The organism is Flavobacterium sp. DSP2-3-1 (assembly GCF_049896865.1).
In the GTDB taxonomy this organism is placed as follows: Bacteria; Bacteroidota; Bacteroidia; order Flavobacteriales; family Flavobacteriaceae; genus Flavobacterium.
The window spans coordinates 311,016-337,238 of sequence record NZ_JAFCVD010000002.1 but is presented as its reverse complement, the minus strand read 5'-3'; the positions used below and the strand labels follow the sequence as shown (position 1 = coordinate 337,238).

General features: G+C 34.9%; 25 protein-coding genes and 1 tRNA gene. 11 read left to right on the top strand and 15 right to left on the bottom strand.

All coding sequences use genetic code 11. From position 1 onward, the window contains the following. Window positions 1–371: 371 nt before the first annotated feature. From ACP7AT_RS03730 to ACP7AT_RS03670, 13 genes are all read right to left on the bottom strand, one after another. Window positions 372–443: transfer RNA gene (locus ACP7AT_RS03730), tRNA-Glu, on the bottom strand. 173 nt (window positions 444–616) lie between these two features. Beyond that, window positions 617–3,262: a multicopper oxidase domain-containing protein gene (locus ACP7AT_RS03725; protein WP_426063009.1), complete on the bottom strand. Its 2,646-nt coding sequence runs from the start codon at window positions 3,260–3,262 to the stop codon at window positions 617–619. Window positions 3,263–3,300: 38 nt separating this feature from the next. Then, window positions 3,301–5,838 carry a heavy metal translocating P-type ATPase gene (locus tag ACP7AT_RS03720; protein WP_426063008.1) on the bottom strand — a complete coding sequence of 846 codons (2,538 nt, stop codon included), beginning with the start codon at window positions 5,836–5,838 and terminating at the stop codon, window positions 3,301–3,303. 77 nt (window positions 5,839–5,915) lie between these two features. After that, window positions 5,916–6,209, bottom strand: a complete 294-nt coding sequence (locus tag ACP7AT_RS03715) for a heavy metal-binding domain-containing protein (protein WP_426063007.1) — start codon at window positions 6,207–6,209, stop codon at window positions 5,916–5,918. Window positions 6,210–6,319: 110 nt separating this feature from the next. Next, window positions 6,320–7,033 (bottom strand): DUF3347 domain-containing protein, encoded by a 714-nt coding sequence (locus ACP7AT_RS03710; RefSeq protein WP_426063006.1) that lies wholly within the window; start codon window positions 7,031–7,033, stop codon window positions 6,320–6,322. Window positions 7,034–7,127: 94 nt separating this feature from the next. Beyond that, complete coding sequence (locus ACP7AT_RS03705) at window positions 7,128–7,937, bottom strand: hypothetical protein (RefSeq protein WP_426063005.1); 810 nt, start codon at window positions 7,935–7,937, stop codon at window positions 7,128–7,130. Continuing rightward, window positions 7,937–8,467 (bottom strand): heavy-metal-associated domain-containing protein, encoded by a 531-nt coding sequence (locus ACP7AT_RS03700; protein ID WP_426063004.1) that lies wholly within the window; start codon window positions 8,465–8,467, stop codon window positions 7,937–7,939. The genes ACP7AT_RS03705 and ACP7AT_RS03700 overlap by 1 nt, the downstream gene beginning before the upstream one ends. A 6-nt stretch (window positions 8,468–8,473) precedes the next feature. Further along, window positions 8,474–8,944: a TlpA family protein disulfide reductase gene (locus ACP7AT_RS03695; RefSeq protein WP_426063003.1), complete on the bottom strand. Its 471-nt coding sequence runs from the start codon at window positions 8,942–8,944 to the stop codon at window positions 8,474–8,476. A 236-nt stretch (window positions 8,945–9,180) separates the two neighbouring features. Continuing rightward, a complete protein-coding gene (locus tag ACP7AT_RS03690) occupies window positions 9,181–10,056 on the bottom strand; it encodes a DUF3347 domain-containing protein (RefSeq protein ID WP_426063002.1) in 876 nt (291 codons plus the stop codon). Window positions 10,057–10,210: 154 nt separating this feature from the next. Continuing rightward, window positions 10,211–10,582 carry a hypothetical protein gene (locus ACP7AT_RS03685; RefSeq protein ID WP_426063001.1) on the bottom strand — a complete coding sequence of 124 codons (372 nt, stop codon included), beginning with the start codon at window positions 10,580–10,582 and terminating at the stop codon, window positions 10,211–10,213. Window positions 10,583–10,669: 87 nt separating this feature from the next. Further along, window positions 10,670–11,014 carry a phage holin family protein gene (locus ACP7AT_RS03680; RefSeq protein ID WP_426063000.1) on the bottom strand — a complete coding sequence of 115 codons (345 nt, stop codon included), beginning with the start codon at window positions 11,012–11,014 and terminating at the stop codon, window positions 10,670–10,672. Window positions 11,015–11,068: 54 nt separating this feature from the next. Continuing rightward, on the bottom strand, window positions 11,069–11,827 hold the full coding sequence (locus ACP7AT_RS03675; RefSeq protein WP_426062999.1) for an alpha/beta fold hydrolase: 759 nt from the start codon (window positions 11,825–11,827) through the stop codon (window positions 11,069–11,071). 96 nt (window positions 11,828–11,923) lie between these two features. After that, on the bottom strand, window positions 11,924–12,637 hold the full coding sequence (locus tag ACP7AT_RS03670) for a pyridoxine 5'-phosphate synthase (protein WP_426062998.1): 714 nt from the start codon (window positions 12,635–12,637) through the stop codon (window positions 11,924–11,926). Between the two features lie 114 nt (window positions 12,638–12,751). Here ACP7AT_RS03670 and ACP7AT_RS03665 point away from each other — a divergent pair, with 114 nt between their 5' ends. From ACP7AT_RS03665 to murI, 8 genes are all read left to right on the top strand, one after another. Then, window positions 12,752–13,411, top strand: a complete 660-nt coding sequence (locus tag ACP7AT_RS03665; RefSeq protein ID WP_426062997.1) for a CBS domain-containing protein — start codon at window positions 12,752–12,754, stop codon at window positions 13,409–13,411. An 86-nt stretch (window positions 13,412–13,497) separates the two neighbouring features. Continuing rightward, window positions 13,498–14,382 (top strand): NAD kinase, encoded by an 885-nt coding sequence (locus ACP7AT_RS03660; protein ID WP_426062996.1) that lies wholly within the window; start codon window positions 13,498–13,500, stop codon window positions 14,380–14,382. Window positions 14,383–14,550: 168 nt separating this feature from the next. Further along, window positions 14,551–15,225: a DUF6089 family protein gene (locus ACP7AT_RS03655; protein ID WP_426062995.1), complete on the top strand. Its 675-nt coding sequence runs from the start codon at window positions 14,551–14,553 to the stop codon at window positions 15,223–15,225. A gap of 4 nt (window positions 15,226–15,229) precedes the next feature. Further along, window positions 15,230–15,970, top strand: coding sequence for an isoprenyl transferase (locus ACP7AT_RS03650; protein ID WP_426062994.1), 741 nt, complete (start codon window positions 15,230–15,232; stop codon window positions 15,968–15,970). Further along, window positions 15,903–18,632 carry an outer membrane protein assembly factor BamA gene (bamA, locus tag ACP7AT_RS03645; RefSeq protein ID WP_426062993.1) on the top strand — a complete coding sequence of 910 codons (2,730 nt, stop codon included), beginning with the start codon at window positions 15,903–15,905 and terminating at the stop codon, window positions 18,630–18,632. Before ACP7AT_RS03650 ends, bamA begins: the two co-directional genes overlap by 68 nt. Window positions 18,633–18,669: 37 nt before the next feature. Then, on the top strand, window positions 18,670–19,680 hold the full coding sequence (locus ACP7AT_RS03640; RefSeq protein WP_426062992.1) for an OmpH family outer membrane protein: 1,011 nt from the start codon (window positions 18,670–18,672) through the stop codon (window positions 19,678–19,680). Window positions 19,681–19,701: 21 nt separating this feature from the next. Then, entirely contained in the window at window positions 19,702–20,202 is a 501-nt protein-coding gene (locus ACP7AT_RS03635; protein WP_426062991.1) for an OmpH family outer membrane protein, read from the top strand. A gap of 110 nt (window positions 20,203–20,312) precedes the next feature. Next, entirely contained in the window at window positions 20,313–21,092 is a 780-nt protein-coding gene (murI, locus tag ACP7AT_RS03630) for a glutamate racemase (RefSeq protein WP_426062990.1), read from the top strand. 12 nt (window positions 21,093–21,104) lie between these two features. Here murI and ACP7AT_RS03625 read toward each other — a convergent pair whose 3' ends face one another. Both ACP7AT_RS03625 and ACP7AT_RS03620 read right to left on the bottom strand, forming a co-directional pair. Continuing rightward, entirely contained in the window at window positions 21,105–21,620 is a 516-nt protein-coding gene (locus ACP7AT_RS03625) for a gamma carbonic anhydrase family protein (protein WP_091202831.1), read from the bottom strand. A gap of 11 nt (window positions 21,621–21,631) precedes the next feature. Further along, window positions 21,632–22,630: a PorP/SprF family type IX secretion system membrane protein gene (locus ACP7AT_RS03620; protein ID WP_426062989.1), complete on the bottom strand. Its 999-nt coding sequence runs from the start codon at window positions 22,628–22,630 to the stop codon at window positions 21,632–21,634. Window positions 22,631–22,799: 169 nt separating this feature from the next. Here ACP7AT_RS03620 and ACP7AT_RS03615 point away from each other — a divergent pair, with 169 nt between their 5' ends. The 3 genes from ACP7AT_RS03615 to ACP7AT_RS03605 all read left to right on the top strand — a co-directional run bounded on the left by ACP7AT_RS03615 (window position 22,800) and on the right by ACP7AT_RS03605 (window position 26,183). Beyond that, window positions 22,800–23,699, top strand: coding sequence for a NifU family protein (locus ACP7AT_RS03615; protein WP_426062988.1), 900 nt, complete (start codon window positions 22,800–22,802; stop codon window positions 23,697–23,699). A 113-nt stretch (window positions 23,700–23,812) separates the two neighbouring features. Beyond that, window positions 23,813–24,013: a dodecin family protein gene (locus tag ACP7AT_RS03610; RefSeq protein ID WP_426062987.1), complete on the top strand. Its 201-nt coding sequence runs from the start codon at window positions 23,813–23,815 to the stop codon at window positions 24,011–24,013. Window positions 24,014–24,164: 151 nt separating this feature from the next. Then, window positions 24,165–26,183, top strand: a complete 2,019-nt coding sequence (locus ACP7AT_RS03605) for a thioredoxin domain-containing protein (protein WP_426062986.1) — start codon at window positions 24,165–24,167, stop codon at window positions 26,181–26,183. Window positions 26,184–26,223: the final 40 nt, after the last annotated feature.

Genomic DNA, 26,223 nt, shown 5'->3' with positions numbered 1-26,223 from the left:
TTAAGTAACGCTACAAGCAGATTTACGGTAGTCGAGGTTTCGTGCCCAACTCCGCAAAATATCCATTAAAAGAATAAATTTGTTGCATAAGTTGCGCAAATATCTCTGACTTTGCGCCAAAAATTAAAAATAAAAGATATCGTAAATGCAAGGTTTTAACAGCAGAAATTATTTGTTACAAAGCCCCGAAACTAAACACAGCATGGCGCAACCTCAATTAGAGCACCCTGTTTCCTGATACTACCTTATATTTCTAAAATCTGAATTATTTTATTATTTCGTAAAATTCACAAAAAGAACAGCCAAAACCAGTAATGAAAAAAGCCTCGAAAAATAATTTTCGAGGCTTTTTTAGCTTGTGTTTGTGCATGTAGCCCGTAGCGGAATCGAACCGCTCTTACATGGATGAAAACCATGCGTCCTAACCGATAGACGAACGGGCCCTGTTTTTCTATTTCGGGTGCAAAAATAACAATATTTTTGAGATGCACAAAGCCAAAACCAAAAACCTTCCAATAAAAACAGCCTGTATTGAACTTGTGAATTGTAATCAATTCAGAACTAACACTTACCAAAATAAGTTTGCTTTTTTATGCAAACTTATTTTGAGAATTAATTAATAATTCAAACTCACTCCAAAACCCATTCCCATATCACTGTCATAATGCGTTGTAATTCCAAAATTTCTCTTGACAATATAACGCAATCCCGCCATGTATTCTCTATCAGTATTCCACATTAAATTCATGCGCAATCTTTTGGAAACCGGAATATCCATGCGTTCAAATTGCAATCTGAAATTTCCGTCGGTATAGACTTCAGCTTGTGCTTTGATCAGCAAGGGTAAGGTATATTCAACTCCGGCACTGAAAACAGCACGATTGTCTTTGGTATTGGTTTGACCAAAAAGATTTTCTTCCATTGCTCCCATTTCCATTTTTCGATACCGCCAGTCAAAACCGATGAACGGCATTAACCATTGCATTTTCCCGATGTATCGTCCAATGTGTGTTTCAGTTTCATAACCGTGTTCATCGGTATATCCTAAACGCCATTCGGTACCAATACTCCAACGCGTGTTTTGAATCATCAGCATTCCATCATTTCCGTTGGTGGCAAAATCATTTTCGGCCATCACACGAAAAGCTCTGTCATCAGCGAATAATTTGCGTTGCGCCAATTTTGGATTTGGAATCAAAGGATTGGGCTCTTGATTTTCATAGCTAAAAACACGACCCATTCCCGCCATCATGTGATAGAGAATGTGACAATGAAAAAACCAATCGCCTTTTACATTCGCATTAAACTCAATCGTATCGGTTTCCATGGGCATAATGTCAATGATGTTTTTCATGGGAGCGAACTCGTCCTGACCATTCAGGACTCTAAAATCATGCCCGTGTAAATGCATCGGGTGGCGCATCATGGAGCCATTGAAGAGTACAACTCGAACATTCTCTCCTTTTTTAATTAAAATTTTATCGGCTTCCGAAACCACTTTATTGTCCAGACTCCACACGTAGCGATTCATGTTTCCTGATAATTCAAACCGCAATTCTTTTACGGGCGCGTCTTTTGGCAAGGTTGTTTTAGTAGGTGATTTCAGCATGGCATAATTTAAGGTAGTAATATCAGATAATGCATTACTATTATAATCCTCCTCCGTCATTTTCATGCCATCCATCTTCGGAGAGGTCTCCTCCATTTTCATTTTTCCCATATCATGAGACGAATGATCCATTTCAACTTCTTTTTGCGTTCCTTCTTTAGCATCTATCGGCCCCGTGATTTCTGGATACATTACTACATTCATATCCATTTGGTTCAGCGACATTTTCATACCCATATCATCTAAATCGCCATTCATTTTCATCATGCCGTTCATCATTTTCATCCCTTCAAAATATTTTAATTTTGGCAAAGGCAACATCAGTTGTTTCACACCATCTCCTAAATATAACGAAGCGGATTTTGTGCGATCTTCAGAAGTGACTAAAAATTCAAAAGCAGTCTTCTCGGCAGGAATCGTCACGACAACATCATAGGTTTCAGACACCGCAACAATCAAACGATCCACTTCAACTGGCTCCACATCATTTCCATCACTGGCAACAACAGTGATTTTTCCTCCCGCATAATTCAGCCAAAAATAGGTCGAGGCACCACCATTGGCAATTCGCAACCTCACTTTATCGCCCGCTTTGAACTGCGAAAGTTGAGTTTCATTTTTACCGTTAATCAAAAACTTATTATAATAGACATCGCTTACATCCATCGCATTCATTCGTTTCCATTCGTTGGCAACTTTGGTCTTAAAATGTCCCGCTCTAATGGCTTCAGCGTAACTTTGTGTAGTTCCTTTTTGAATCGCAAACCAATCGGTTGCGTTGTGCAGCATCCGATGGACATTTTTTGGATTCAAATCCGTCCATTCACTTAAAATGATTGGTACCGTTGGTAAATCATCAATTCCTGTTCTAAAAGTTGGGTCCTCATTTCTTTTATTCATGATAAAAGAACCATACATACCAATTTGCTCCTGCAAACCCGTGTGACTGTGATACCAATGTGTTCCGTGTTGAATTATAGGAAATGTATATTTATGTACCGTATGTGGTTTAATTGGCATTTGGGTCAAATTGGGCACACCATCTTCTTTATTAGGCAAAAACAATCCGTGCCAGTGCAACGACGTTTCTTCATCCAACTCATTATGCACATAGATTTCGGCAATATCGCCTTCGGTAAAAGTAAGTGTTGGCATTGGAATCTGTCCGTTTACGGCAATCGCTCTTTTGGGTGCATCGCCAAAAGTGACAATGGTGTCCCGAACATATAAATCATACCGAACCGTTTTGGGCGGTGCGTTTTTCGCTGTTCTTTTAACCGGTTCTTCTATAACTTTAGCATATTCTGAGGGAACAATTGTGTGATTTTGATGAGAATCATCACTTGTTGCTTTAGTTTCAATAACGGTTGTTTTTACAGGTACTCCTTGTTTTACAACTGGTTTTGCCACCTGCTTTTTTGGAACAGATTTTTTTACCGATTTGGCTTTTTCCTTGATTAAATCCATGCCACACTTTGGGCATTTTCCAGGTTTATTCGCATGAATTTCCGGGTGCATTACACAAGTGTACGTTACAGGCTGTGCCTGAAGAATCGATGCTTTTCTGGAAATGGCATTTCCACTTTTATTTTCTGCTATTGCAAAAAGAGGAATAAGCATCAGAAATAAAATTAATAAGATCGTATTTTTCATATTTTCTAATTTATAAATAAACTTTTAAATATTTTCGTTTAAAGTTTTAGACCACGCAATCTTAATGCATTTGCAATTACTGAAACCGAGCTAAAACTCATGGCCAAAGCCGCGATCATTGGCGAAAGGAGCACTCCAAAAAACGGATACAAAACACCCGCCGCAATGGGAATTCCAAGTACATTGTAAAAAAAAGCAAAAAATAAATTTTGTTTTATATTTCGCATTACCGCGTGACTTAAATTTTTGGCTTTTACTATGCCTTGTAAATCACCTTTCACCAACGTTATTTTTGCACTTTCTATCGCCACATCAGTTCCGGTTCCCATGGCAATGCCGACATCCGCTTGCGCCAAAGCCGGAGCATCGTTGATTCCGTCGCCTGCCATAGCTACAATTTTTCCTTCAGTTTGCAATCGTTTTATTTCTTTCAGTTTGTCTTCCGGTAAACAACCCGCTTTGTAAGAACTTAAATTCAGTTCCGCTGCCACAGCCTTTGCCGTATTTTCATTATCGCCCGTTAGCATGATTACTTCCACACCCTGACGAATTAATTCTTTTATGGCTGTAACACTTGTTGCTTTTATCGCATCTGTAATTGATACAAATCCCACTGCAATTCCATTAACTGAAATATAAGAAACGGTTTTCCCTAGTTTTTGTTGAGCAATAATTTGATTTTCGAGCTCTGCAGAAATCGTGGCATTCACTTGTTCCATCAATTTTTTATTTCCCAACGCTACTTTTTTATTAGTTACTGTTCCAATCACGCCTTTGCCTGAAATTGCTTCAAAATCCTTTACTTCTATTAAAGTGACTTCTTTCGCTTTCGCAAAATTGACTACGGCTTGCGCCAAAGGATGTTCGCTGTACTGATTTAAAGATGCGATGCTTTGCAATAGTTCATTTTCGTCATTTTGCAGGGAAAATACTTTTTCAACAGAAGGTTTCCCTTCGGTAATTGTTCCTGTTTTATCGGTAATTAAAACATTTATTTTGTTCATGTTTTCCAGTGCTTCGGCGTTTTTTATTAGAACTCCCGATTGAGCCCCTTTCCCAACACCAACCATCACTGACATGGGTGTAGCCAAACCCAAAGCGCAAGGACACGCAATTATCAATACCGCAATAGCGTTGATAAATCCATAGACCATTGCGGGTTCAGGACCAAATTGTGACCAAACAAAAAAGGTTATTATGGAAACTCCAACTACAATTGGTACAAAATATTTAGCGATTTTATCTGCTAATTTTTGAATAGGTGCTCTAGAACGACTCGCATCATTTACCATCTTTACGATTTGCGAAAGCAAGGTTTCCGAACCAACTTTCTCGGCAATCATTACAAAGGATTTATTTCCGTTTATGGTTCCCGCTATAACGGAATCCTCTATTTTTTTATCAACGGGAATAGGTTCTCCTGAAATCATCGATTCATCAATAGTACTTTCTCCATCGGTAATTTTGCCATCCACCGGAATTTTATCTCCCGGTTTTACACGCAACAAATCTCCTTTTTTGATATCATGAATTGAAATTACTTTATCAGCTCCATTGCTAACTAAAGTGGCTTCAGTTGGTGCTAATTTCAACAATTCTTTTATCGCACCACTGGTTCGACTGTGCGCTCTGGCCTCAAGTAATTGTCCCAATAAAACCAATGTTAGTATGACAGTTGTTGCTTCGAAATAAAGCGACACTGTTCCATTATGCGTTTTGAATTCGTCGGGGAACATAGCCGGGGAAAATAATCCAAATAAGCTAAATAAGAAAGCGACTCCAGCCCCAATTCCAATCAAGGTAAACATATTGAGATTCCAAGTAACAATGGATTTCCATGCACGCTCAAAAAACATCCAACACGCATAAAAAACGACTGGAAGCGACAAAATTAGTTGTACCCAATTCCACTTTTCTAAATCCATAATTTTCATTATTGGATTATTCGGAATCATATCTGACATCGCAATTATGAAAATGGGAACAGTACAAACTACCGCTATTTTCATTTTGCGCACCAAGTCATTATAAACCTTATTTTCTTGAGAATCGGTGGGTTCCATTGGCACTAAATCCATTCCGCAGATGGGACAAGAACCCGGACCTTCTTTGATAACTTCGGGATGCATGGGACAAGTATACATTGTTTGACTACTTGTCAATTCTGCTTCTTTAACTAAATCCATTCCACAAACCGGACAATCTCCCGGCTTATCATACACCTTTTCACCCTCACAATGCATCGGGCAATAATATGTTCCAGATACATTATTCGGTGAAGTAACTTTTGACTCCTCTGGTGGTTTATTAGAACCGCAACATGCTTTTTTTGGAGGTTCATTTGATAGTTCTAAAACAGTTTCGATTGGGGATTCCATAGAAATGGAATATTTGCCAGCTTTGGAAAGCGTTTCTTGTAACTGAACTAATGGGATATGCTCTTTCATTATTAAGGTAGCAATTGGCGGATCTAGAGAAACAGTTGCTTCAACTCCCGCAATGCTATTTAATGCCTTTTCAACTGATGAACGACAGCCATTACATGTCATTCCCATTATATGGTAATCATGTTTCATTTTAGTTTATTTTAAATCAACCTTACCGTTTCTTGAGTAGTAAGGTTGTTTAGATTTATATAAGGTGAAATCCTTATTTATTTGCTGCTTTTTGTGGCGGTTTCAGTTACTGGTTCTGTCAATTTCATACCACATTTAGGGCATTTATCATTCAACTTGCCTTGCACTTCGGGATGCATCGGACAAGAATACATTGTCACAGTATTTTTCATCATTAAGGAATCGTTCATCATCTTATTACCGTCAGAACTCTTCATCGCTGAACTATCTTTCATCATTGGAGAATCGATAGTTGAATTTTCTTTGTTCTTTTGGTTACAGGAAACCATTATAATAGCCGTCATTAGGGCTAAAAAAAATATTTTTTTCATCGCATCTATTTTTTAATTGCAGATTAATTTCCACCATTAAAATTTACAAAAAACATTGGTTAAAAAGTTGTATTTTTATTACTCTAAATTACATAATTCACATGTAATAGTTAGAGAAACGCTTGTACCATTCTGCCACAACTTAACATCTCAGAACCGTAATAAGGGTTTTTAACATCTTTTGTTTCGCTTATCCAATACCCATCTTTTCCTTGATTGTACATTGGACAATAATCCTGATATAATTTTTGATCAGTTCCAAAAGTTTTTATCAAATCATGTACTTCTTTACTCAACAAAGCAAAATATTCTCTTTGACGCGCTATTTTACCGGCGTTTTCACCAATATCTTTGACATGTTTCTTTGCATTTACAGCAATTTCATTATACTTATTTTTCAGCTTTGCATTCAAAATGGTATTAGAATTTACTTTTTCAAACGTGGCATACAAAGTGTTTCCAGCTTTGGCGGCGCCATTAGAATCATCTTTTACCAATGCATTTTTTAGCGTTAAATAACTGCTTACTATTTCATTAATAGTAAACGAAGTTGCAGCGACTGTGTTTTCCGTTTTAATAGCAGTCGCACTGGCATCATCTTTTTCTGTTTTTGGCATTTGCACCACTTTTTCTGTTAGTTCCATACCACATTCAGAACATTCTGCACCTTTTTTGCCAGTGATTTCCGGATGCATCGGACACGAATACAATTCCGCAGTTGTTTTGACTGCAACTGATGAATCAGTTTCCAATTCTTTATTTTTTTGGTTACAAGAAACCGACACCAATGCTAATGAGACTATTGATAAGATTATATTTTTCATTTGAATAAATTATTTATTAATAATTGTTGTGGCAAATTGCGATGTTGTTTCACGACTTTTTTTGAAATTTATTTGGTAATGATTATAAATTACTTCATTTTGAAACATTGAAAAAATTATATTCTAAATTCAGATAAAATCCATTTGGCGCAGACCGCAACATTGAACTGTATAATTCGTACCTGTAAGCAACATCAATTCGCGCTTGGCTGTTAATAATAAATTGAATGGAAGGCACAATATCTAAATATGATTTTCCATTTTCGTTTAAGGTTTGCCCAACAAACTCAACCATTGTATTGATATTCGTTTGCTTAAAACTGGTATATTTTTTTGGATACATCAGTTTTCCAAACGACAACGTATAATTAGTGCCGTTATCACCTTGTGCAACAGGAAATCTATAATTCGGCTTGTTATCAAATGCTTTTTCAAAACTAACGGAAGCACTGATGGCTACCCTTTTTATAAGCTGCGTAGCCACTATTCCCGTTTCAAATCCAGTATTATGCCCCATAATTTCTATTTGTTCCTGATGGATATCGGCATTGTTAAAGCTGTATCTTCCAAATGCTGCCATCCTAAAATGACTCTGCAAGTCGTCCGTAGAAAGGAAACGATATTTAGTGTAAAAACTAGCGCCTTCTGTTACCAATTTATTGCTTCTACTGCTGACAAACATTGATGTTCTAACCATCAAATTTTTATTGACACCCCAAGTAACTTCAGGCATAAAATGGTAACTATATCCTGATTCCATTTGTTCCTTAAAAATCGATTGTCCCAAACGAATTCCTAGTGAACCAGCAGGAACATTGCTTGCCGGATCAGTAACCACGAAAAGTTCCTGAGCCGATATTCCCTGAACAAGAAAAAACGTAAATACGATTAAAAATTTTCTCATTAAATTACAGTTTTGATGTGGTAATCATCTTCGTTATCTAATGGATATGATGCAGTTTTTGAAAACGTTTTAAGCAGTTTTTTATGCTCTTTTTGAGTGACATATCCTTTGTCAAAAATCTTTACTTTAGTTTCTCCAGTACTGTTTTTAAGTTCTTCATTCAATAAAACGAAAGTGGAACCGTTTAAAGAAATCGTTTTATCACTTCCAATTTTTAAGCCGTTTGTAGGCATTGTTATTATTAATGAGCCGATAAAGAAACCGGCTTTTTCAACTCCTGCTTTTAATACTCTAGGCATTATTTTACTTTCTTTTTTAAAATAAACCGTGAAAGTATTCGTATTCAAATCAGTACTCACGCTATCCACACCAACGGTTGCTTTCAGTTGTTTATTTATAGCATTAGAACACATAGAACACGTTAAACCTGTAGCAATTATTTCTGCTTTTGAGATTTGAGAATAGGAGTTTACACTTGTTATTAAAAGTAAACAAGCGATACCAATGAATTTTAATTTTATATTTTTCATTTTGTTTTATTTTTTTATTTGCATTATTATTTGTTCCTCCGTAGGATTGATGGCAACTAATTTTCCTGATACATCATATAAATACGAATTAGGTAATTCTTCTACTCCAAAAAGCAGTGCTGATTTCGCATCAAAACCTTTAGCATCGATTAATTGCTCGTACGTTACTTTATCTTTTTGAATGGCATTCATCCATTTCGTTTTATCCGTATCCAGTGATATACCAACGATTTCAAAGTTGTCAATTTTATATTGATTATACAAAGGAGCTAGCTTTTTATTGGCCAGTCTACAAGGCGCGCACCAGGAAGCCCAAAAATCAATCAAGACCGTTTTCCCTTTCAGAGAAGCCAAATTTATTGTTGTTTCTTTATTGTTTTTAAGTTCAAAATCAGGTAAACTGTCTCCAATTTTCATTTGGGCAGTAGCAGTTGAAATACTGATTAGTAAACTGAAAAACAGCATTATTTTTTTCATTTATTATAGTTTTTAACCCGTTGGGTGCAATTATTTAAAATTTAGAACTCTGAAAAGAATTTAAAAATAAACACATAGATATATAGAAAAAAAGAGCAGGATAGCCAAATTCTTGGGCAACAAACCTGTGTTTTTCCATAATAGAGTGAAACGTCTTAATAGAAATACATAAAAACTATGTTTCCATGCGTTAAAAAAAAGAAACTTGAGTTACAGCCAACGCTTTTTTTAAATATTTATTTAATTGTTTCAACCGTTTTACCGCAAGTCATCATTTGGGAACCGTAATATGGGTTTTTAACTGCGTTTTCTTTGCTCAACCAGTTTGCACCTTTACCGTCATTTGCCATTGGACAAAACTGAAGGTAAACCGGAGTTTCGTATTTAGCTACTTTTATCACTTCGTACATTGATTTTGAAAAAGGAACGAAAAACTCTCTTTGACGTTTGATGTCTTGAATTTCTGAAATGTTCTTGGCATTAGCCATTAAACTGTTCATTTCTTTCATCCAAATCATGTGAACATCCATTGCAAGCTCATCCATTTTTACTGCATTTAATGCTGTTGAAACGTCTTTCGCTAAAGTAGCAGCAGCTTTTCCATCAGTTTTTACCAAAGCATCTTTCAAAAGAAAATAGCTATCAAAAACAACTTTTAATTTAGTATCAACCTGTTGTTTTGCAACTGCAGTATCAGAATGATTGGCGTGGTTTGCATGATTTTCTGTAGTATTGGTTTCCATTTTCATTTCTGTTGAAACAGCTACTTTAGCTTCTCTTTCATATTGACAACATCCGTGTAATGCATCATACGTAGCATCCGGAGCAAGAAATTTATCACTGTCGTAACCAGCTAAAGCAATGCGTTTCAAGATTTCGTCCTGACTTGTTTTAGTGGAATCATACGTAAGGGTTGCCATTTTGGAATCTTTATTCCACTCAACTTTCGCCATTTTTTTTAAGTTTCCGGCAGTTTCTATAGTCGTTTTACACATGTCGCAGTTTCCGTATATTTTAACGGTTTCTGTTTTCGCGTTTTTGATTTGCGCGCTTGCAATTGTAACTGAAAGCAATAGGGTTATTGCTATCAACATTTTTTTTAATGTCTTCATTGTATAAATAATTTTAAAGTGAATTAGTCGTAAAAACATTGAAAACAATAGCACATTTCGCTACTTTTCAAACTTTATTTGACTAGAATTTAATGATTGTAAAAGCACAAAATGCTTTAGAAAAAGACAGTTTTTTGGCTGTCAAAAAAGGAATTTAGCTTATTTTAGGTGGAAGCCAGATAGAACGGAAATGGGATGAAATAAAGATTTCCGAGTAATAGTAATTTTGTTTTTCAGAGGAAAAACTAAAAATTTGCTTGTTTAATTCTGTATTAAATATGGACGTTAAACTTAAGTGGATTGCTGAACTGGCACAAGATATATTCTTACAGGCACCGTTACAGCCATCATGCGAACTTTGATCTGATTTTTTTTCTTTCTTGCAACAGTCTTTTTGCTCTGTTTCTGAAGAAGATTCTTTTTTGCAACATGCCTTCTCGGTTTTTGTTCCACATGCAAAGGCTACGCTTGGCATCATAAAGAAACCAAGCATAACTAAAAACAGTATGTAAAACTTTTGAGACATTGTTTATCTTATATAGAAGCACAAAGGTATCAAATTAACAAATACTGTAAATTAATTCATTCACAAATACGTGTTAAAAACGATTCCTTACTTTCCTTCGCCTAATATTCCATTCATTAAGGATTGTAAAACTGACAATATGATACTAAAAATTAAGGCGGTCCAAAACGTATCGACGCTAAATCCGCCCACAATTTTGGTACACAACAAAATCATCAGCGCATTAATAACCAATAAAAACAATCCTAAAGTAATAATCGTAACTGGCAGTGTAAGTATTACCAATATTGGTTTGATAAAAATATTAAGTAACCCTAGAACTATAGCTACTATCAAAGCGGTAGTAAAATTAGCGACATGAACCCCTGGCATAAAGTGAGCAATAAGTAATACTAAACCTGATGTAATAAGGATTCTGAGTAATAAATTCATGGTTTTTGGTTTTAAAATTTAAATAAATGTAAGAAAAATTTAAATCTGATTAATTTATTTTAAGAAAGAAGTGACTTTTTGATAAAATTCAGCCGGGTTTTCGGCATGAAGCCAATGCCCCACATTAAGAATCGTTTCAACACTTGAATCCGGGAAATGTTGTTTTATTTTTTCGAAATCGCTGTCCAAAATATACTTGGAATTTCCACCTCTAATGAACAATGTTGGTTTCTCGAAAACTGCATTCTGAGGTAACGGAATTCCTACTTCATCCATTTTATGATTAAAAATTGCCAAATTAAATCGGAACGCGAGTTGTCCCGGTTCTTGCCAAAATAAATTTTTCATCAGGAATTGTCTGGTTCCAAAATCAGGAATATACTTTTGCATAATTTCTTCAACATCATTTCTACTTGGCTTTTTTGAAAAATCCACAGCATTCAATCCCGCCAAAATATCCTGATGATGCTGAGGATAGAATTTTGGCCCAATATCAGCCACAATTAATTTATCAACTAATTCCGGATGTGCCGCAGCCAGAAGCATCGCTACTTTCCCGCCCATCGAGTGTCCTAAAATATTGATATTTTCTAATTTATGAGCTTGACAGTACTCATAAACATCCTGCGCCATAATTTTATAACTAAAATCTTCTGAATGTAAGCTTCGTCCGTGGTTGCGTAAATCGAGAATATGAACTTGAAAATCAATCGCGAATTGCGTTCCGAGTGTTTTCCAGTTATCGGACATTCCCAGAAATCCGTGGAGAATTAAAAGTGGCTTCCCTGAGCCTTCTATTTTTGAAAAAAGCATTAGATTATAGATTTTAACGTTACAATTTAAATTACAAACCATTAAGAAATTACGGCTGTTAAGCTTTTATCTTAATTTCTTAATGGTTTTAAAAAACTATTTTAATTTTTGTAAATACATGTTCACCACGTTATCCAATCCTAAATAAATAGCTTCTGAAATTAATGCGTGACCAATAGAGACTTCGAGTAATCCCGGAATATTTTGTTTGAAAAACTGAATGTTATCCAAACTTAAATCGTGACCAGCATTGATTCCTAATCCAAATTCATTGGCCAAAATCGCTGATTGTGTGTACGGCAAAATTCCGTTTTGATTTCCAAGACTATATTGATGTGCAAATGCTTCAGTGTACAATTCGATTCTATCGGTTCCAATTTTCTTGGCGCCTTCAATCATCTCGAGAACAGGATCCACAAAAATAGAAGTTCTAATTCCGTTGCGTTGCAATTCCTGAACAATTTCAGTTAAATACACAGCATGTTTTAAAGTATCCCAACCTGCATTAGAGGTGATGGCATCAATTGCATCTGGCACCAAAGTCACTTGAGTAGGTTTTATTTCGAGAACAAGATCTATAAAAGTTTTCTCTGGATTTCCTTCAATATTATATTCGGTGTAAACAATAGACTTTAAATCTCGGGCATCCTGATACCTGATGTGACGTTCATCCGGACGGGGATGAATGGTAATTCCTTCGGCACCGAACTTTTGAATGTCAGCAGCAACTTTTAATAAATCGGGAACATTTCCTCCACGAGCATTACGTAAAGTGGCTATTTTATTGATATTTACACTTAATTTTGTCATTGAAACATATTTTTATTTTGATACTAGTATTTGCTTGGAACAAAAATACAAAGTAAAACTTAGGAGATTTTGCTTATTTTTGATTATTTTGCATGAAATATTGCCGATTGATTTATGACAGAAATAACAGAATATATTGCCAATGACTATAAAGCGATTGATAGCCAGGATTCTATTGCCGCCATTCAAGACTTTTTCAGCGAATTACACTTTTCACATTTTCCAATTGTTGAAGAGGGCGTTTACATTGGCAGTATTGCATCCGAGGATATAGAGACTTTTGAAAGTGATAAAAAAGCGTCTGATTATCGATTTACTTTAGAAGGATTTTTTACCAGGACAAACACAATGTGGCTGGACGTCTTGGAAGTTTTTGCAAAAAACCACACTAATTTAGTTCCCGTTTTGGACGAAAACAATATTTACGTAGGATATTATGAAATTGAAGACATCATGAAATTTTTTCATGAAACACCCTTTTTAAAAGAACCAGGCGGAATTATCGTAGTGAGAAAGCCAATTTTAGATTATTCAATGAGTCAAATTACCCAAATTGTAGAAAGCAATAATGGCAAACTTTTGGGATTATTCATTTCTGAGGCAGATGTTGAGAGTGTTGAAGTTACTTTGAAAATAACTTTGGGCGCAATGAACGAAATCATCCAGACTTTTAGAAGATACAATTATGAAATCATTTCAGAACATCAAGAAGATAATTATATCAATAATTTAAAGGAACGTTCTGATTATTTAGACAAATACCTGAATATTTAACCGCTTATTGGGAAATTTGTTAATTCGGTTATTCGCAACCGCAATCTCAATTAACCACATAATCAAATTAACGATTAAACAAAAAGATGAAAGTAGCTATCTACGGTCAATATTATCAAAACAGTACGGAACCAATCATAAACGACATCTTTGTTTTTTTCAACAAAAACAATGTAGAGATGATTATTGAGTCGCATTTTTTATTGATGCTTAATGAGAAAAAAATAGTAGAAAATAAGTACAAAACTTTTACTTCCCACACGGAACTCGACTCCAGTTTTGACATGCTGATAAGCATTGGCGGAGACGGAACAATACTAAGAGCAGCAACATTAGTAAGAGATTCGGGCATTCCTATATTAGGTATTAATGCCGGCAGACTTGGTTTTTTGGCAACCGTTCAAAAAGAGAATATCGCTGAATTCATGCAATTTGTTATCGATAAAAAATACACGATTTCTAAAAGGGCTTTATTAAGCTTAACTTGCTCGCCAACCAATGAGTCGATTGAGGAAATCAATTTTGCAATGAATGAAATCACGGTCAGTCGAAAAGACACGACATCGATGATTACGATTGACACCTATTTAAATGATGAATTTTTGAATTCCTACTGGGCTGACGGTTTAATCATTTCTACCCCAACAGGATCAACTGGTTATTCCTTAAGTTGTGGCGGACCTATTTTGACACCTGAAGTAAAAAGTTTACTTATAACTCCTATTGCGCCACATAATCTCACCGCAAGACCACTCGTTGTGCCGGACGAAACTGAAATCAAATTAAAAGTTTCTGGAAGAGAGGAAAACTATCTGGTTTCCTTAGATTCCAGAGTAACTTCGGTGAAAAACGAATCGATTCTGATTTTAAAGAAAACGCCTTTTCAGATAAACATGGTTGAAATTCCTGAAGAAACCTTCGTAAAAACACTTCGCAGTAAATTACTTTGGGGACAAGACAAGCGGAATTAAATCAATTTATTCTCCAGCTATACTATTTTATCAATTTTTCCCGTTTTAGTCAAATAAATACTTATTACGTGTTAGTTAGCTCGCTAATTATTAAAAAAACACACATTTAACTGAATGAGTATTGTATAGAATTGATAATTATTATATTTGCACGCAATTTTTGATTTAATGAAGAAGCTTTTTTATTTATTTTTCTGTTTTTTCCCTTTGATGGTGACCCAAGCTCAAATTCATGAGATTGGTGTTTTTCTTGGCGGGAGCAACTACATTGGAGATGTAGGCCCGACGACCTATATTGCACCAAACGAACCGGCTTTTGGTTTGTTGTACAAATGGAACAAAAGTCCGAGACACTCTTATCGATTTTCCTACACCCAATCTGAAATCACATCTAATGATTTGAATTCAAAGGAAACAAGTAGAAACCAAAGAGGTTATCGATTTGAAAACGACTTAAAAGAAGTATCTTTAGGTCTTGAATTCAACTTTTTTGATTTTAATCTACATGAATCGAGCACTAAAATCACTCCTTATGTAGCATCAGGTTTAAACTATTTTTTAGCAAAATACACGTTAACCAACGCAAAAGCTGATCTAACAGTAGCAGGCAGAACCGAAAGAAGAAAATCAATAGCGATACCTATGATTGTAGGAATTAAGTCAAAAATAACACCTAGTTTTGTACTGGCATTAGAAACTGGAGCCAGATGTACTTTGACGGATAATATAGACGGGAGTTTTAATCAAGATTTTGGAAATATAAATAACAATGATTGGTACGTTTTCTCAGGAGTTACTTTAACATATACTTTTGGCGACAAAGCCTGCTATTGTGCAGAATAAAAAAATGAATTTACTACAGAATATCGACGCAACAAAATTACCCAAACATCTCGCCATTATTATGGATGGAAATGGGCGTTGGGCAAAACAGCAAGGCCTTTTACGTGCTTTGGGTCATGAAAGCGGGACAAAATCAGTAAAGTTAATCATAGAAGCCAGTGCTAAACTAGGCATTGAATTCCTTACGCTATACGCTTTCTCTACTGAAAATTGGAACAGACCAAAATTAGAAGTCGAGACCTTGATGAAAGTACTCATCAACTCCTTGAAAAAGGAACTTACCACTTTACAAAAAAACAACATCAAGCTCAATGCTATTGGTAACTTGGAAAAATTACCAAAATCAGCGCAGAAAGAACTTCTAGATGTAATTGATAAAACTAAAGACAACACACAAATGACTCTGACCTTGGCGTTAAGCTACGGATCCAGAGAAGAGCTTGTCAGTGCAATAAAAGACATTTGCAGTAAAGTTAAAAATAATATAATTTCAATAGACACTATTGACGATTCCATTATTAATGAGCATCTTTACACGCAAAATTTACCTGACGTAGATTTACTAATACGAACAAGTGGAGAACATAGGATAAGTAACTTTTTGTTGTGGCAAATAGCCTATGCAGAATTGTATTTTACTGACATATTGTGGCCAGACTTTAAAGAACAAGATTTATATGAGGCTATCATTAGTTATCAAAAAAGAGAACGTAGATTTGGAAAAACAAGTGAACAAATTAAATAATTTTTTAGTGTTAAATAAAAGCATAAAAATAGTCCTTACCGTTTTGATTTTTGGAAGTTTTACACAAATTAAAGCTCAAGAAAGAGTTCCTTTTGATCAGGGTAAAAAATACATTTTAGCCGATGTAGCAGTAGTGGGAGATATCAGTTTCAATTCACAAACTGTTGTTACTTTCTCAGGTTTGCAAAAAGGACAGGAAATTACAATTCCAGGTGAGGAAATCAGTGCTGCTATAAAAAAACTAGGAAAATTAGGTCTCTTTGATGAAATCTCTTTTTATGTAAATAAAATACAGAATGACAGTATATATCTTGACTTAAACATTATTGAATTACCTAAATTAAATGAGGTGAAATTTGTTGGTGTTAAGAAAACAAAAACCGAAGCTTTGATTAAAGACAATTCCTTGAATAAAGGAAAAGTAGTTAATGAAAACTTGATTACTACTACCAAAAATTACATTGAAAACAAATACAAAAAAGATGGCTACTACAATACAAAAGTAAACATCAATACTGTAAAAGACACCGCTACAGTAAACCAGGTCAATATGCTTGTTACTATTGACAAAGGGGACAAAGTGAAAATTCAAAGTATTGACTTTGCAGGAAACACAAAAATATCAGATAAAACGTTGCGTAAGGCAATGAAAGACACGAAACAAAAAAATCCAATTCGAATCTTAAAAGCTTCAAAATTTATAAAGGACAAATACAAAACTGATTTAGAAAAAGTAATTGCAACTTACAAGGAAAAAGGATACAGAGACGCGCGAATACTTTCGGATTCTGTAACTTATGATAAGAATAAAAATGTATTAAATATCAAAATTAAAGTCGAAGAAGGAAACAAATATTATTTTGGAGATGTTAAGTTTTTAGGCAATACCGTTTATCCCGATCAGTTTTTAAGCAGAATTTTAGGTGTAAAAAAAGGAGACACTTACAATGGTGTTCTTCTTGAAAAAAGAATTGCAGACAAGTCTAAACCAGATGCAGAAGACATCACGAATTTATACCAAAACAACGGTTATTTATTCTCGAATGTAAATGCAGTTGAGGTAAGAACTGCGAACGACACTATTGATTTTGAAATACGAATCACAGAAGGTCCAATTGCTTATTTCAACAAAATTACAGTTGTAGGAAATGACAAGACAAATGACCGTGTAATTTATCGTGAATTAAGAACAAAACCAGGAGAAAAATACAGTAAAGAAGAATTAGTACGAACGATTCGTGAGATTGGTCAATTAGGATTTTTTGATCCTGAAGCGATTGATCCCAAGTTCAAGAATGTAGATTCGGGAGCAGGAACTGTAGATATAGAATACAACCTTGCAGAGAAAGGTTCTAGCCAAATTGAATTACAAGGCGGTTACGGTGGAGGTGGTTTCATTGGTACACTTGGACTATCGTTTAATAACTTTTCAGCAAGAAATATGTTTAACAAAGATGCTTACAGACCACTACCTATGGGAGATGGTCAAAAGGTATCGTTACGTTTACAAGCCAGTACGTTCTTTCAAACCTATAGTGTATCATTTTCAGAACCTTGGTTTGGCGGTAAAAAACCAGTACAATTCAGTTCTTCAATATCCTACAGCAAACAGTTTTTAAACAATTTCATAACGCAGAGAGCGGACAGAACTAAAAGTTTTGATATCCTTACGTTATCTGTTGGCTTAGCAAAAAGACTGACAGTACCAGATGATTACTTTGTGTTGTCACAGTCTGTAAGTTACCAGCATTATGCTTTGAACAATTATAACACGGGGTTATTTACTTTTGGAAATGGAACTTCAAGAAACTTAGCGTACACCATAGGTCTTACAAGAAACAGCAAAGGATTAAATCCGATATTCCCAACATACGGTTCTGAATTTAGTGTTTCAGCAAAATTGACCCCTCCTTATTCTCTCTTCAACGGGGTAGATTATGCTACGTTAGGAGACCAAGAGCAATACAAATTAAAAAATACCGTGGACAGGCAAAATGTTCCAGATGCCAATGGAAATATTGTTAATATTGGAGATTATGTTGACACTAACGGAAACAAAGTAGCTACCTTTAATTTAGCCGCAGCTGACGCGAGTAAAGTCGATCAAAAGAGATTTAATTGGTTGGAATACTATAAAGTTAAATTTAAAGCAGACACATATTCCAAAATTTATGGTAAATTGGTATTAAGAGTATTGGCTGAATTTGGCTTCCTAGGTGCATACAATCAAGAAAGAGGTGCTGTTCCATTTGAAAGATTCTATCTTGGTGGAGATGGATTGGCAAATTTTTCGATGGATGGAAGGGAAACGATACAATTAAGAGGTTATCCTAACAACTCTTTGACACCCACAAATAGCGTAGGAGATCAAATTGGCGCGACGGTTTTCAATAAATTCTCGATGGAATTGCGTTATCCAATAACATTAAAACAATCAGCCTCAATATACGCATTAGCCTTTATGGAAGCAGGTTCTTCCTTTAGTGATTTCAAAAGCTACAATCCATTTGCTTTAAGTCGTTCAGCTGGAGTTGGATTACGTGTGTTTATGCCGGCATTTGGCTTATTGGGAATTGATTTCGGACATGGATTTGACGCATTACCAGGACAAGCAAAAGCTAATGGATGGGAAACCCATTTTATCATTGGGCAACAATTCTAAAAAAAATTGGTTTACGATTTTCTAATATGAAACAGTTATGAGAAAACAATTTTTATATATATTTTTGGTTTTACTTGTCATACAAAAAATTGACGCACAAACCAGAGGAAATAAACTGGGCTACATAGATATGGAATACATTTTACAAAATGTACCCGATTACACTGAAGCAAAAGTTCAATTAGAGCAAAAAGCTCAAAAATGGAAATCGGAGATTGATTCTAAAAAAATTGAAATCAATAAATTAAAAGAAGCTTTAAAAGCAGAAAAGGCGTTACTAACTAAGGAATTGATAGACGAAAGAGAAACCGAAATTAGTTTCCTTGAAAACGAAAATTTAGAATACCAACAGAAAAGATTTGGTGCCAACGGAGATTTGATTATTCAAAAATCCGTTTTGATTAAACCAATCCAAGATCAAGTTTTTACAGCAGTTCAGGATATTGCTGAACGATTGAAATATGATTTCATATTTGATAAAACTTCTGATTTGACAATGCTTTTCGCAGCAAAAAGATTTGACATCAGTGATCAGGTTTTACGAGTTTTAAATCGCACCGAAAAAAGAGAACAGCTGACTAAAAAACAGCAAAAAGAAGCAGAGGCAAGAGAAAGCAAAGAAGATGCATTAGATACAAATCCAGCCTTGGCTGAACGCCAAAAACTCTTGGACGATAAAAAGGTTGCCAGAGAAAAAGTTTTAGAAGACCGAAAATTGCTGCAAGAGCAAAAGAAAAAAGAATTTGACGATAAGAGAAAACAACTTCTGGAAGACAGAGAAGCTAGAAAAAATGGCACGGTTTCTGCAAATGTTAAAAAAGAGGATACACCCACTAATTTAACTGGAAATAATGAGACTAAAGCAACTGCCGATGAGGCGAAACAAAAGCAAGCTGACTCGAGAGCAAAAGTATTAGAAGACCGTAAAAAAGTGTTCGAAGATCGCAAAAAAGTTTTAGAAGAAAAAAGAAAAAAAATACTCGAAGACCGAGAGGCTATTAAAAAAGCGAAAGAAGAAAAATTAAAAGAAAATACAAACAATAATTAATTACTAAATATTTTAAAAACGATGAAACAAATTAAAACTCTATTAATTGCTGCAATTTTAATGTTCGGAGCAAATCAAACAATCAATGCACAAGCGAAAACAGCTCATGTTGACGTGAGTGAAATTATGACAAAAATGCCAGCAATGTTAGATGCTCAAAAACAATTAGACAAATTGAGTACCACTTATGATGCTGATTACAAAAAGATGGTTGAAGAATACCAAGCAAAATTAAAAAAATATGAAACCGAAGCTGCAACAGTTACTGAAGCTGTAAACGGCGATCGTTCGAAAGAAGTGCAGGATATGCAAAAAAGAATTGTTGACTTTAGAGATAATGCTCAAAAAGAACTACAACAAAAAGAATCTGATATCGTAAAACCATTAATGGAAAAAGTAAGAGCTTCTATCCAAAAAGTAGGTAAAGCAAAAGGATTCCAATATGTTCTTGATGGTTCTTCTCTTTTACTTGCTGATGGTCCAAACTTGACTATGGATGTAAAAAAAGATTTAGGTTTCTAAAAAAATCATGTATTGCATAAAAACTGCTCAACCTAAAATAGGATTGAGCAGTTTTTTTTGTTTAAAACAAATCATAGGAAATTTAAATTGTAGCGTGTAACTTTGTTTTTATGAATAATAACAATCAACCTATAGGAATTTTTGACTCAGGGATTGGCGGAACATCTATCTGGAAAGCGATCCATCAATTGCTGCCTAACGAAAAAACCATATATCTCGCAGACAGTAAAAATGCACCTTATGGACAAAAATCTAAAGAGGAGATTGTTGCATTAAGTATGAAAAACACCGAATTTCTGCTTGAAATGAATTGTAAGTTAATTGTAGTAGCCTGCAATACAGCCACCACGAATGCAATTCACGAATTAAGAGGTAAATATAACGTTCCTTTCATAGGAATTGAGCCGGCCATAAAGCCCGCAGTGACACATTCGAAAACACAAATCATAGGAATTCTGGCAACACAAGGCACGCTGAACAGTGCTCTTTTTAATAAAACTACTGAGAAGTATCAAGACACCAAAATAATTGAACAGGTTGGTCATGGATTAGTACAGCTTATTGAAAATGGAGAAATTAATTCAGCAGAGATGACTCATTTACTGCTCTCCTATCTCAACCCAATGATTGAAGCCAATATTGATTGTTTAGTTTTAGGCTGCAGCCACTATCCCTATCTTATTCCTCAAATAAAAAAAATACTTCCGGACCACATTCAAATTATTGATTCGGGGGAAGCGGTAGCGAAACAAACGCAAAATGTATTACGTGACAAAGTAGGATTCTCCTCAGCTCAGGATAATCAGCCTATTTTTTATATTAATACAAATCCAAAAGTTTTGAGGGAAATTTTAGGAAATAGATTTACGGTTGAAGAAAAAAAATTCTAAGAACATTTGTTACTATTCCTCTTTAAACCAACTGGAATACATGACATAATTATTAGAAATACGTTCAATTTCACCTGCAAAATCAGATTGGTCAATATCTTTCACCTTTCTTGCCGGAACTCCAGCCCAAATAGAACCTGAAGCAACAACTGTATTTTGAGTGATGACAGCACCAGCGGCCACAATCGAATTACTTTCGATGATGCAATTGTCCATCACAATTGCTCCCATACCGATTAGCACATTATCGTGAACCGTACAACCATGTACAATTGCGTTGTGGCCTATAGAAACATTATTTCCTATAATAGTTGGGTGTTTTTTGTACGTACAATGAATAACTGCTCCATCTTGAATGTTTACCTTATCGCCGATTTTGATAAAATTGACATCACCACGAATTACGGCATTAAACCAAACACTACAATTTGCACCAAAGGTAACATCGCCAACAATAGTGGCATTTTCGGCTACATAACAGTCTTCGGGAATAGAAGGCGATTTGCCGTTAACGGATTTTATTAGCATAATAAAATGAATTAATTAATTGCCGGACAATTGCAATCGTATTTTACTGGTTTACAAAACAAATCAACTCCTAAGGTAATTTGGTGGTAGCCACCATTATCAAACTTTACGGCTCCAGACAATTGGGAATAGGTATAAGCAAACATAAACTTATCAAAATTTACACCTACAATTGGAGTAATGTACTGTAGTTTTTGTTTTGAAATTGTGTTGCCGTCAACATATTCAGCACCATCAAAACTTCTTCGATAGGACAGTCCGCCCCAAACTCTTCCAAAATTTAAATTTTTGTAGGCTTTCAAATTTACGTCAATCGCTTTTTCATTCGTTTTTTCAACCATTTGAAATAAAACAGAAGGCTCCCATAATATTTTGTCTCGATCTCCAAAAACATAACCGGCACTCAACAAATATTTCCGTAAATTATCACTTTCATACTCCGTGTAAATATCTCTTCTGGTCTCTATGACGTTTTTCACGGTTGCATGCGCATAAAAATCCAGAAAATTATATGAAGCTCCAATATCTACATTAAAATAAGAATCCTTTTGCACCACAGTTCCATCAATTATTGGATCAAAATCACCCGACTGCCTGAATTCTGTTTCGTCCAATTGGCTTTGAATTAAACCTGCACTCATACCAAAAGACAATTGATTTAAATCGATTTCATCTCGCGAAAACATCAGATGATAGGCATACGTAAATTTGATTCCTTTTTGAGAATGATATCCGTTTTTATCATTAAAAAGAATAACCCCAGCTCCGGCTTTTTCTCCCACTCTACCATTAAAACTAAGTGTTTGTAATTCCGGTGCATCTTCCTGATCAAACCACTGCTTGCGTCCTGTTAACCTAATTTTAGCACAGTTTGCGGCACCAGCCATGGAAGGATGTATCAGGTAATAATTATCCGATAGATAGTCGGAATATACAGGAATTCCTTCTTGAGAAAAAGAATATTGAGATATAAATAATAAGACGGCTAATATTCTAATTTTATGATACATCGAAATACTTTTAGTAAAATGAATAATTCCAAATCAATATAAATTTTTGTACTAAAAAAGTGATTTGCCTAATTCTAAAATTAAACTAAAGTTAATTTATTCATTAAAAAACCAAATATAGGTATTCGTAGAAAATAACTTTAGTAAATTTGTGAAAATTTCAAAAGCCATGAACAAAGTTACTATAAAAGAAACACAAAACCCAACCATACTAAAGTTTGAATTTCAAGAATTTATAACTCAAAATGAAAGTTTTGAATTTAAAAACATTGATGAAGCAAAAACATCTCCGTTGGCACAGCAATTGTTTTACCTACCCTTTGTAAAAACGATTTATATATCTGGAAATTTTATCGCAATCGAAAAATACAATATTGTGGAATGGGAAGATGTTAAAGATGCTGTAGCAGAACAAATTGAAAAATTTGTGACTGATGGTGGGACAATAATCACTGTTGATGAAAATAAAACTAAAAAACAGCCCGTAACCGTTTATGGAGAATCCACTCCAAATCCTGCTGCTTTAAAATTTGTAGTAAGCAAAATGCTGACTAAAAACGCAATAGAATTCAAAAACATTGATCAAACTACTGCTTCACCATTAGCTAAAGAGCTTTTCAAATTTCCTTATGTAAAAGAAATTTTTATTGATGAAAATTACATTTCTGTAACTAAATATGAAATCAATGAGTGGCAGGAAATAACCTTAGAATTAAGAAGTTTCATCAAACAGTATATTGAAAACGGCGGAACTGTTTTAGACGAAAATTATGTCGCTGCAGTAACCGCAGAAGAAACTTCGAAGGCAAAAGAATTTGACACTCTGGATGTGACATCGCAACAAATCATCAATATATTAGAGGAATATGTTAAACCTGCCGTACAAGCCGATGGTGGAAATATAGCTTTTGATTCATACAATGAAAGTGACAAAACCGTCAAAGTCATCTTACAAGGTGCTTGCAGCGGTTGTCCCTCTTCTACTTTTACCTTAAAAAGCGGTATCGAAAACATGTTGAAAAGTATGTTGAATGATGAAAGTATCAAAGTTGAAGCTGTAAACGCGTAAACACAAAGTACTATCACATTGACAATCTTATCGTTAAGGTAAATTTTTTCTTTTTTAAATGTTCAATTTAAAAAAAATTGTTAAATTTATATTTCACTTAACAAATAGAAATCATGTCAATATTAAAAGTAATTGAGATACTTTCAAGCTCTGAAATAAGTTGGGAAGATGCAGCCCGAAAAGGTGTTGCTAAGGCGTCAAAATCAGTAAAACACATCCGTTCTGTCTATGTTCATGAACAAAGCGCAATGGTTAGTGATGGTGGTATTACAGAATTTCGAGTGAACCTGAAATTGACGTTCGAACTCGAATAAAGAAATTAAAAAACAAAATTAAAGCGTTTCATTTGAGACGCTTTTTTTATTTTTAGGAGCTATTTCCTGTTATCCGTTGCAATCTTTCTCGTCCTGAAAAAATTCAGGACGGGAAAGGATTTCCACTACTACCGGGGCTAAAAACGACCTCATGAACGAACTAAATTTAGAAACCAGTCCATATCTATTACAACACGCCAACAATCCTGTACACTGGAAAGCTTGGAACCCAAAATCATTGGCAGCAGCTAAGGAAAATAACAAACTCATAATCATAAGCATTGGTTATTCCGCTTGTCATTGGTGTCATGTTATGGAACACGAAAGTTTTGAAGATGCAACAGTCGCACAAATAATGAATGCGCATTTTATTGCAATCAAAGTCGATCGGGAAGAACGCCCGGATGTTGATGCCGTTTACATGAAAGCAGTCCAAATAATGACCGGTAGCGGCGGATGGCCATTAAACCTAGTGACACTTCCTGACGGCAGACCCGTTTGGGGTGGCACCTATTTTAAAAAAGAGGAATGGATACAAACCCTGGAACAATTGCAGGAATTCTATCAATCACACCCTGAAAAAATGATTGATTATGCTGAGAAATTACATCAGGGAATTCAAGCCACCGGACTGATACAAAACGAGGAACCAGAAACTGAGGTAAACCAAAACATACTGAAACTCCTAGTCGAAAAATGGAAAAAAAGTTTTGATTTGGAATTTGGCGGCATGGCCAGAGCACCTAAGTTTATGATGCCAAATAATTACCAATTTTTACTGCGTTATGGTTATCAAAAACAAGATGAAAAAGTATTGGATTTTGTAAATCTTACTTTGACCAAAATGGCGTACGGCGGTCTTTTTGACACCATTGATGGTGGATTTTCACGTTATTCCGTTGATATGAAATGGCATATTCCACATTTTGAAAAAATGTTGTACGATAACGGTCAGTTGGTTTCCTTGTACAGCGAAGCCTACAAATTGACAAAAAATCCCCTGTACAAAGAAGTGATTGAAAAAACGCTGCGTTTTGTAGAGAGAGAATTAATGAATTCGGAAGGAGGTTTTTATTCGGCTTTGGATGCTGACAGTTTAAACTCGGATAATGATCTTCAGGAAGGCGCATTTTATGCTTGGAAAATTCCAGAATTAAAGGTAATTCTCAAAAAAGATTTTGATTTATTTGGTCAGCTTTTTAATTGCAATGCGTTTGGAGTATGGGAAGACGAAAAATATGTTTTAATCCAAAATCAAACTTTAGACAGTATTGCAGCACAAAATAAGATTCCCGTTTCAGAGCTTCGAACTAAAAAAATATTTTGGGAAAATTTACTTTATAACGAAAGAGAAAAACGGTCAAAACCAAGACTTGATGACAAATGTCTGACTTCTTGGAATGCAATAATGTTGAAAGGAAATGTTGATGCTTATAAGGCTTTGGGAATCCAAAAATATTTAGATATTGCACAACAAAATGCCTGCTTCATAATAAAAAATCTCTGGTCTAGTGAAGGTAATTTATTCCACAATTATAAAAACGGAAAAACCACCATCAATGGCTATATGGAAGATTATTGTTTTGTAATTGCCGCGTTTATCTCTTTGTATGAAGCAACTTTAAACGAAAAATGGCTTCAAGATTCCAAACAACTGGCAGATTATAGTTTGAAACATTTTTATGACGATAAAAAATCCTATTTTGCTTTAACGTCAAATCTCGACGAAGCCTTAATTACCTCGCATTACGAAATCGAAGACAACGTGATTCCGGCATCTAATTCAGTGATGGCAAAAAACTTATTTCAATTGAGTATCTATTTTAATAATTCCTATTATGAAAAAATCAGCCATCAAATGCTGATGGCCGTACTACCACGAATCGATCATCCGTCCGCATTCTCAAATTGGATGGATTTGGCTTTAAATTACTCGGAACAAAACAAAGAACTAGCCGTTTGCGGTGAAGATGCTTTAGCGCATTGTGCAAAAATAAACAGCCAATATATTCCCAATGTTATTTTGGCTGGGACACAAAAAGAATCCACATTGCCTTTTTTAAATTCCCGTTACCACGACCAAGAAACACTGTTTTACCTGTGTAAAAATAAAACCTGTCTTATGCCAAATACTGATTATCAACAAATTATTAATGATTTAATGAAGTAATCCTAAGAAAAATTGATTACTATTGTAAGACTAATCAAAT

Coding starts and splice junctions, on each gene's coding strand:
- ACP7AT_RS03725 (WP_426063009.1), bottom strand. CDS start 3,262: ATGAAAAATACGATCTTATTAATTTTATTTCTGATGCTTATTCCTCTT.
- ACP7AT_RS03720 (WP_426063008.1), bottom strand. CDS start 5,838: ATGAAACATGATTACCATATAATGGGAATGACATGTAATGGCTGTCGT.
- ACP7AT_RS03715 (WP_426063007.1), bottom strand. CDS start 6,209: ATGAAAAAAATATTTTTTTTAGCCCTAATGACGGCTATTATAATGGTT.
- ACP7AT_RS03710 (WP_426063006.1), bottom strand. CDS start 7,033: ATGAAAAATATAATCTTATCAATAGTCTCATTAGCATTGGTGTCGGTT.
- ACP7AT_RS03705 (WP_426063005.1), bottom strand. CDS start 7,937: ATGAGAAAATTTTTAATCGTATTTACGTTTTTTCTTGTTCAGGGAATA.
- ACP7AT_RS03700 (WP_426063004.1), bottom strand. CDS start 8,467: ATGAAAAATATAAAATTAAAATTCATTGGTATCGCTTGTTTACTTTTA.
- ACP7AT_RS03695 (WP_426063003.1), bottom strand. CDS start 8,944: ATGAAAAAAATAATGCTGTTTTTCAGTTTACTAATCAGTATTTCAACT.
- ACP7AT_RS03690 (WP_426063002.1), bottom strand. CDS start 10,056: ATGAAGACATTAAAAAAAATGTTGATAGCAATAACCCTATTGCTTTCA.
- ACP7AT_RS03685 (WP_426063001.1), bottom strand. CDS start 10,582: ATGTCTCAAAAGTTTTACATACTGTTTTTAGTTATGCTTGGTTTCTTT.
- ACP7AT_RS03680 (WP_426063000.1), bottom strand. CDS start 11,014: ATGAATTTATTACTCAGAATCCTTATTACATCAGGTTTAGTATTACTT.
- ACP7AT_RS03675 (WP_426062999.1), bottom strand. CDS start 11,827: ATGCTTTTTTCAAAAATAGAAGGCTCAGGGAAGCCACTTTTAATTCTC.
- ACP7AT_RS03670 (WP_426062998.1), bottom strand. CDS start 12,637: ATGACAAAATTAAGTGTAAATATCAATAAAATAGCCACTTTACGTAAT.
- ACP7AT_RS03665 (WP_426062997.1), top strand. CDS start 12,752: ATGACAGAAATAACAGAATATATTGCCAATGACTATAAAGCGATTGAT.
- ACP7AT_RS03660 (WP_426062996.1), top strand. CDS start 13,498: ATGAAAGTAGCTATCTACGGTCAATATTATCAAAACAGTACGGAACCA.
- ACP7AT_RS03655 (WP_426062995.1), top strand. CDS start 14,551: ATGAAGAAGCTTTTTTATTTATTTTTCTGTTTTTTCCCTTTGATGGTG.
- ACP7AT_RS03650 (WP_426062994.1), top strand. CDS start 15,230: ATGAATTTACTACAGAATATCGACGCAACAAAATTACCCAAACATCTC.
- bamA (WP_426062993.1), top strand. CDS start 15,903: ATGAGGCTATCATTAGTTATCAAAAAAGAGAACGTAGATTTGGAAAAA.
- ACP7AT_RS03640 (WP_426062992.1), top strand. CDS start 18,670: ATGAGAAAACAATTTTTATATATATTTTTGGTTTTACTTGTCATACAA.
- ACP7AT_RS03635 (WP_426062991.1), top strand. CDS start 19,702: ATGAAACAAATTAAAACTCTATTAATTGCTGCAATTTTAATGTTCGGA.
- murI (WP_426062990.1), top strand. CDS start 20,313: ATGAATAATAACAATCAACCTATAGGAATTTTTGACTCAGGGATTGGC.
- ACP7AT_RS03625 (WP_091202831.1), bottom strand. CDS start 21,620: ATGCTAATAAAATCCGTTAACGGCAAATCGCCTTCTATTCCCGAAGAC.
- ACP7AT_RS03620 (WP_426062989.1), bottom strand. CDS start 22,630: ATGTATCATAAAATTAGAATATTAGCCGTCTTATTATTTATATCTCAA.
- ACP7AT_RS03615 (WP_426062988.1), top strand. CDS start 22,800: ATGAACAAAGTTACTATAAAAGAAACACAAAACCCAACCATACTAAAG.
- ACP7AT_RS03610 (WP_426062987.1), top strand. CDS start 23,813: ATGTCAATATTAAAAGTAATTGAGATACTTTCAAGCTCTGAAATAAGT.
- ACP7AT_RS03605 (WP_426062986.1), top strand. CDS start 24,165: ATGAACGAACTAAATTTAGAAACCAGTCCATATCTATTACAACACGCC.